Annotated in this window: 5 protein-coding genes; 3 read left to right on the forward strand and 2 right to left on the reverse strand. The window is 51.1% G+C overall.

Annotated elements, in window-relative coordinates:
- Positions 1-179 precede the first annotated feature (179 nt).
- The 3 genes from J1785_RS05040 to dcuR all read left to right on the forward strand — a co-directional run bounded on the left by J1785_RS05040 (position 180) and on the right by dcuR (position 3,072).
- Complete coding sequence (locus tag J1785_RS05040; protein WP_129953597.1) at positions 180-497, forward strand: RcnB family protein; 318 nt, start codon at positions 180-182, stop codon at positions 495-497.
- 239 nt (positions 498-736) lie between these two features.
- The gene (locus J1785_RS05045; RefSeq protein WP_129953598.1) at positions 737-2,356 is read left to right on the forward strand and encodes a sensor histidine kinase; all 1,620 of its coding nucleotides are present in this window, start codon (positions 737-739) and stop codon (positions 2,354-2,356) included.
- Positions 2,353-3,072: a two-component system response regulator DcuR gene (dcuR, locus tag J1785_RS05050; protein WP_129953599.1), complete on the forward strand. Its 720-nt coding sequence runs from the start codon at positions 2,353-2,355 to the stop codon at positions 3,070-3,072. The genes J1785_RS05045 and dcuR overlap by 4 nt, the downstream gene beginning before the upstream one ends.
- Positions 3,073-3,082: 10 nt before the next feature.
- Here dcuR and J1785_RS05055 read toward each other — a convergent pair whose 3' ends face one another.
- Positions 3,083-4,045, reverse strand: a complete 963-nt coding sequence (locus J1785_RS05055; RefSeq protein ID WP_217218947.1) for an FAD:protein FMN transferase — start codon at positions 4,043-4,045, stop codon at positions 3,083-3,085.
- A gap of 24 nt (positions 4,046-4,069) precedes the next feature.
- A complete protein-coding gene (locus J1785_RS05060; protein WP_217158550.1) occupies positions 4,070-6,847 on the reverse strand; it encodes a flavocytochrome c in 2,778 nt (925 codons plus the stop codon).
- Positions 6,848-7,013 lie beyond the last annotated feature (166 nt).

A 7,013-nucleotide genomic window follows, 5' to 3' on the forward strand; every position in this document is an offset into this window, starting at 1 on the left:
AGTAAATACTCAACCTGATTTGCATTTCGACACAAAAAAATTCCCCAGCCTGCGCTCACTTTCTCGTTATTATCCTGTCCTACAGAAAAAGCACAGGCTTCGGCTTTACCGCTCATAAAACGGACTGGCGGCAGATCATCGAGGCTGGCATTAAGTTGATGGTTTTAACGGGATAATCTATGCGTCATTCTAAAATTGTTATGTTATCAGCCCTGGTTGTTTCATCGTTGTTACCCCTGGCTAATCCGGCATTTGCAGCGTCAAACTCCCATGAGATCAAATCGTTCTACGATGATTCCAAATTGTATTCTATCGGCGATCAGGTCCCTGCACTCTACCGCACCAAACCGTATGAAATCGTCGGCTGGCAGGAACGTCACCTGCCTGCTCCGGATGCGGGCAGCCACTGGACTTACATCGGCGGAAGTTATGCGTTGATCACCGACACCGACGGGAAGATCCTCAAAGCCGAAAACGGCGATATTTATTTCCAGTAAGAAGAAAGCCGGATAATGAACATGAGGCCTGAAGAGATTCAGGCCTTTTTTATTCAGATGTCCGCTGCGCTAATCTCACTTTCGAAAGTAATAAATAGCGGAAATATCAGTCAAATAAACATATCATTATGCGTGAACAGGGTGGGTTCATGCAGTGTTCAATGCCATATTGCCGGATGAACAACGCGAACTATCAAAATCAACAATGAGCATTTGGCTCTACTCTCTCCGGGGCTCCCATGAGCGACTCGCAGCAACGCCATTCCGTGCGCAAGCACCCCATGAAACTCAGCACGTCAGTCAGCCTGATGATAAGCGCCGTGATTGCGTCCGTGTTGCTGGTTGTCCATATGCTTTATTTTGTTCAGGTGAGCGACACCACCCGTGATGGCGTGAAAGATAAAGCTCTGGCCGTCGCCAGAACCATGGCTGATTTGCCCGAAACAAAACGCGCCCTGCTGCTGCCCCCTGACAGTAATATTATTCAGCCTATCGCCAGTGCGGTGCAAAAACGCAATGACCTGCTGTTTATCGTGGTCACTGACATGGACGGCATCCGTTACTCGCATCCGAATGCGGATGTGATCAGTCATCATTTTATCGGCGATGACATCAATCCGGCGCTGCTCGGCAACGAAAATGTCTCAATTAACAAAGGTACGCTGGACAAAGCATTGCGCGTATTCACGCCGGTTTATGATGATCACCATAAGCAAATCGGCGTAGTCGCCATTGGAATTTCACTGGTCAAAGTCACGGAGCAAATCAATAAAAGCCGCTGGAGTATTCTGTGGACAGTACTTTTTGGCCTGATAGTGGGTGCACTGGGCACTTACTGTCTGGTGAAATTGCTTAAACGCATTTTGTTCGGGCTTGAACCTTATGAAATTTCGACATTGTTTGAACAGCGTCAGGCGATGTTGCAGTCGATCAAAGAAGGCGTGATCGCCGTCGACGATCAGGCGCATGTCACGCTGATTAACCAGACGGCCCGGCAAACTTTCCGCGAAACCGCCATCGACGTGGAACCGGATGCGGATTCCCTGCCCCTTATCGCCAACCTGCGCGGTGTTCTCAATACCGGCGTGCCGCGCCGTGACGAAGAAATCAATTTCAAGGGACGTCTGCTGCTGAGCAATACCGTACCGGTACGCAACAACGGCGTGATTATTGGCGCGATCTGTACGTTCAGGGATAAAACAGAAGTCAGCCAGTTGATGCAGCGTCTGAGCGGCATGGTAAACTATGCAGATTCGTTGCGTGAGCGTTCGCATGAATTCATGAACAAGTTGCATGTGATCCTCGGATTACTGCATATGAAAAGCTATGCTCAGCTTGAAGATTACATTCTCAAAACCGCCAATAACTATCAGGCGGAAATCGGTTCGCTGCTGCTGAAAATCAAGTCTCCGGTGATTGCCGGTTTCCTGCTCAGCAAGATTAACCGCGCATCGGACACACGGCATTTGTTAACGCTCAGCGATGACAGTTTACTGCCGGACAATAATAACGAAGATCAGGTGGCGGCACTGATTACCGTGCTGGGGAATCTGATTGAAAATGCGCTGGATGCGCTTGGCGATCAGTCTGATGGTGAAGTCAGCGTCTTGCTGCACTATCAGAATGGCTCGCTGGCCTGCATCGTCAGCGATGACGGGCCGGGCATTCAGCCGGAAAATATTGACGCAATATTCGAAAAGGGTGTGTCGTCGAAAGGCGAACAGCGGGGCATGGGGCTTTTTCTCGCTAAACAGCAAGTGGAAAGCCTTGGCGGAACGGTGACTGTAGAATCGGAACCCGATGTTTATACCCAATTTTTTGTACAACTTCCCTGGGATGGCAAGAGGACAAGTACTTGATCAATGTACTGATAGTTGATGATGATGCCATGGTGGCAGAGCTGAACCGGTGTTATGTCGGCCAGATTGACGGTTTCACATGCTGCGGCACTGCGTCGACCCTGCAACAGGCGAAAGATCTGGTGCTTAATTCAGCACTGCCTATCGACCTGATTTTGCTCGACGTCTATATGCAGCAGGATAACGGGCTGGATTTACTGCCTGAACTGCGTAACGCCCGCCGGCCTGTCGATGTGATTGTCATTTCTTCCGCTGCGGATGCAGAAACCATCAAAAAATCGCTTAATTATGGCGTGGTCGATTATCTGATTAAGCCGTTTCAGTTTTCCCGTTTTGAGGAAGCACTGACCGGCTGGCAGCAAAAGAAAACGCTGATGGATAATCAGCAGTATTACGAACAGTCAGACGTTGACCGGCTCATCCATGGCAGCAATCCTGCAGCGGCGGACACCAAAAAGCTGCCGAAAGGCTTAACGCTGCAAACATTACGGACGTTATGCCAGTGGATTGACGCCCATCCGACGATGGAATTCTCTACGGATGAACTGGCAACGTCAGTGAATATTTCGCGCGTGTCTTGCCGTAAGTATCTGATCTGGCTTGCCCAGATGAACATTTTGTTCACCAGCATTCATTACGGCGTCACCGGCAGGCCGGTATATCGCTACCGTCTGCAGGCCGATCATTATTCGTTGCTGAAACAGTACTGTCAGTAATAACCAGCGGTCAGTAAGCAATGATACGGTAACTGTCATCCAGCGGCGTGAAGGTAAACTGCCGCTGCGATGGCAAAATAATCTGACCGTCACGGGTCACAAAAATCGCCTCGATGTGTGGGATTTTTGTCAGAGAAGCCAGGCTTTTCTCCACCCCCATTCCGTACAGCAATGTCGTCCAGATATCCCCGTCGATTGAGTCCTCAGAAATAATGGTGACGCTGAGCAGTTCGTTATCCAGCGGATACCCGGTTTTGGGATCAAGAATATGGTGATAACAGTGGCCGTCCAGTTCGAAATAACGCTCATAAACACCGGATGTCACCACCGATTTACCGATGACATTGATCACGCCAATCAGGGCATCCGGATCGGAAAAAGGTTTTTTCAGCCCAATCGCCCAGGCGCCTTCCGTACCGTCACCCAAGGTTTGCACATTCCCCCCCAGATTGATTAAGGCATTATCAACCTGTTGTTCCCGCAGGTAATCCCGCACGACATCCGCGATATAACCTTTAGCAATTGCGCCGAGGTCGATCTCCATGCCGGTTTTTTGCAGGAAGACCGAACGGGTCTGTTCATCAAGGATCACGTCTTCAGGATCGGTCAGCGACAGCAGGGTCTGTAAATCATGCGCGGCCGGGATACTGTGACCGCTGAAACCGATTTTCCAGCGTTTAACCAGCGGGCCGATGGTGAAATTGAAACTGCTGTCCGGCAGGCAACTGATGGCTTTAGCGCGACGGATTAATTCAAAAACAGGCGCGCTGACCATGACAGGGTCACGTCCTGCGGCATGGTTAATCGCCATAATATCGGAGTGCGGACGGTTCACCGTGAAGATGTTTTCCTGCTGTTTAATCAGCCGGAAAACGCCAGACGCCAGAGTTTCGTCATGTTCAAACAGCTTGAGAAGAACGGGCGAACCCATCAAAACAGCGGAATAAGCATAGATACGATCGTCTGGCGTCATTGAAAATCCCTGGGTGATAATCGGTTACCGCATTGCGAATTTCGCGGCATTTTGCCCTGCAAGAATACCGAAGATAATGATATCTGCAACGGCATTACCGCCGATACGGTTGCCACCGTGTATACCGCCGACCACTTCGCCCGCCGCAAATGCACCACCGATCGGCTGTTGTTGCGCATCAAGCACGCAAGTGTCAGTGTTGATGGTCACGCCCCCCATAGTGTGATGGACCCCCGGTGCGATACGGATAGCGTAGAACGGCCCCTGATTGATCGGGTGGCGCAGCGCGGTTTTACGGCCAAACTCTGCGTCGTCCTGTTTATCTACGGCGACGTTGTAGCTTTCCAGCGTTGCCAGGAAGGCATCGGAGTTCATTTCCAGTTTCGCCGCCAGCTGGCGTGGTGACCCGGCGCTGATAACAAAACCCTTCGCGATGTATTCATCTGCCGCTTTGTTATTCATACGAATTTGCTCATCAAACACCACGTACGCGTATTTTTCCGGCAAGGCGATAATATTGGCTGAGACTTTGTCGCGGGTTTCCATCTCATTAAAGAAGCGTTTGCCCGCCTGGCTGACCAGAATCGCACCGCCACCACGAATGGCTTCTGAAATCAGATAAGAAGTGGTTTGTTCCACTGTCGGGTGGATCTGAATTTCGCCCATATCAACCGTTCCTGCGCCAATATTTTGCAGGATGGCAATACCGCTGCCGGTCGCCCCTTTATGATTGGTGGTCACGAAACCGTCCAGCTCAGGACGATATTTCACCACCATTTCGCGGTTAGCACTAAAACCACCGGTCGCGACGATCACGCTTTTGGCATGAATCGTCAGCGCTTCGTTGTCATCATTGAGCAATTCAACACCTTGCACCGTGCCGTTGCTGTACTGTATTTCGGTAACAGAGGTATCAAGCATCACGTCGATATTGCGTTTATTCAGATTTTTCACCAGCCCGCTGATCAGGAAGCCACCCACGGCACTGCGGTCCGCCGGACGGTGCGTACGGTCGATGCTCATACCACCGGTAATCGTGATATCGCTCAGCTCAATGTGGTGATCGGCCAGCCATTCCACCGCCAGCGGTGCATGTTCGATGAACTCTTTCAGCAGCACGGTATTGTTTTTGAACTGGCCGCCTTTCAGGGTTTCCTGATAGAACAGCTCTTTGCTGTCTTCGATGCCTTTCAGACGCTGATAGCGGGTTTCGGCGGCGTTCATGCCCACCGAGGCTTTGATGGTGTTGCCGCCAATGGTCGACATTTTCTCAACGATCAGCACTTTCGCGCCTTCGTCACACGCCTGGATCGCTGCGGCCAGACCGGCACCGCCGCTGCCGACTACCACGACATCATAAGTTTGCGGCCCCGACACATCGCCGCCCTCTTCCAGCAGCTGTGCTTTGCAGGATTTAGCGATCGCTTTGGAAACCGCTTTTTTCACCGCTTCGCTCTGCTCGGTCGCCCCCGTGACGGCATCCACATGCGGGCTGTTGGCATCGAGAATACGGGTACGGATGATTTCAAAGCTGGTGGTAAATTCCACATCCGGGTCGGTGCCTGCTTCCAGCAAGATATCAGCAATACGATCAGTTTCCAGACTGACACTGACCGCCAGTTCATGAGCCGGATCCTGTACCTTTTCACGGAACACACCGGCTTTGAATTTCTTAGAGGACATGCTCATGTCGCGGATCATCGCGTCTACCAGAGAGAAACGCCATAACGGTTCCGGAATGGTGAGTGCTTCGCGTTGTGTGCTGTCGATGAACAAGTCCATTTTCTGATCGGCGGTAATACGGTCGGTCCAGTCCGGATACGCAATGCACGCTTTACCGATAGCGATCATGTCATAGCCATGTGCCAGCGCCAGATCAGCGTCGGATTTGTTGACGATCCCGCCGACACCCATCACCGGAATTTGTGCAAGCCGGTCTGATCGCATCGCGATATATTTATCGATCAATGGCGTCGCATCAGTGGTATCCACAATAGAAGGACGTAGCGAGTAACCGAGTGAGAAATGCAGGTAATCCAGCCCACGCGCGGCCAGCTGTTCCAGCAGATACAGGGTGTCAGCAAAACGGATCCCTGGTTCTTCCAGCTCTTCTGGTGAGAAACGGTAGCCGATGATAAATGAAGAACTGGCGTATTTCTTCGCCATCGCATGAGTGATATCCAGCACCGCCAGCGGGAAGCGGGCGCGGTTTTCGCGGCTGCCACCCCATTTGTCGTCACGCTGGTTGGAGTTCGGCGAGAAGAATTGCTGGATCAGGTAAGTGTTCGCCCCGTGAATTTCCACACCATCAAAACCGGCTTCTATCGCACGACGCACACCTTCACCGAATTTAGTGATCATCTCGTCTACTTCATCTGCCGTCAGTGCCACCGGCGTGGCAGCGCCGTCACGCGGTGCCGCCAGCGCACTTGGCGCGACCGGTTGCTGACCACCAATCAGTTTGGGCTCGCTCATGCGTCCACCATGATAGATCTGCAAAAGCGCTTTCGAGCCCTGAGATTTCACCGCTGCGGCAATTTTTGCCAGGCCGTCAATCTTGCTGTCATTGTCTATACCAATAGCACCGGGGAATGCCAGGCCCTTATCATCGATAAAACAGCATTCGACAATCACAGTGCCAATACTGCCGGCGCGGGCCCGGTAGTATTCAACCAGTTCGCTGGTAACGGTGCCGTCATAAAAACCTGTGCAGGTGGTCATGGGAGCCATCAGAATACGGTTTTTCAACTCAGTACCATTGGGCAGGGTGAACGGGCTCAATAACAGATCGTTGGTGCTCATAATAATTACTCCAAACTTTAAGGTTTTAAATTCTGAATGGGTTGTCGGCGCGCTATTTGGGTTAAGCACAATGAAGTATCGATTTATTATTGGTTGTTTTTCTTCAATGCCGAAGTCATCGCTTTAATATAAGTTTATTTTTACTTTCAAAACTTATTACATTAGT

It is taken from the genome of Rahnella perminowiae, assembly GCF_019049755.1.
GTDB lineage: Bacteria > Pseudomonadota > Gammaproteobacteria > Enterobacterales > Enterobacteriaceae > Rahnella > Rahnella perminowiae.

Excerpts from the sequence above, each read along its gene's own strand:
- J1785_RS05040 (WP_129953597.1), top strand. The coding sequence starts at position 180 with ATGCGTCATTCTAAAATTGTTATGTTATCAGCCCTGGTTGTTTCATCG.
- J1785_RS05045 (WP_129953598.1), top strand. The coding sequence starts at position 737 with ATGAGCGACTCGCAGCAACGCCATTCCGTGCGCAAGCACCCCATGAAA.
- J1785_RS05055 (WP_217218947.1), bottom strand. The coding sequence starts at position 4,045 with ATGACGCCAGACGATCGTATCTATGCTTATTCCGCTGTTTTGATGGGT.
- J1785_RS05060 (WP_217158550.1), bottom strand. The coding sequence starts at position 6,847 with ATGAGCACCAACGATCTGTTATTGAGCCCGTTCACCCTGCCCAATGGT.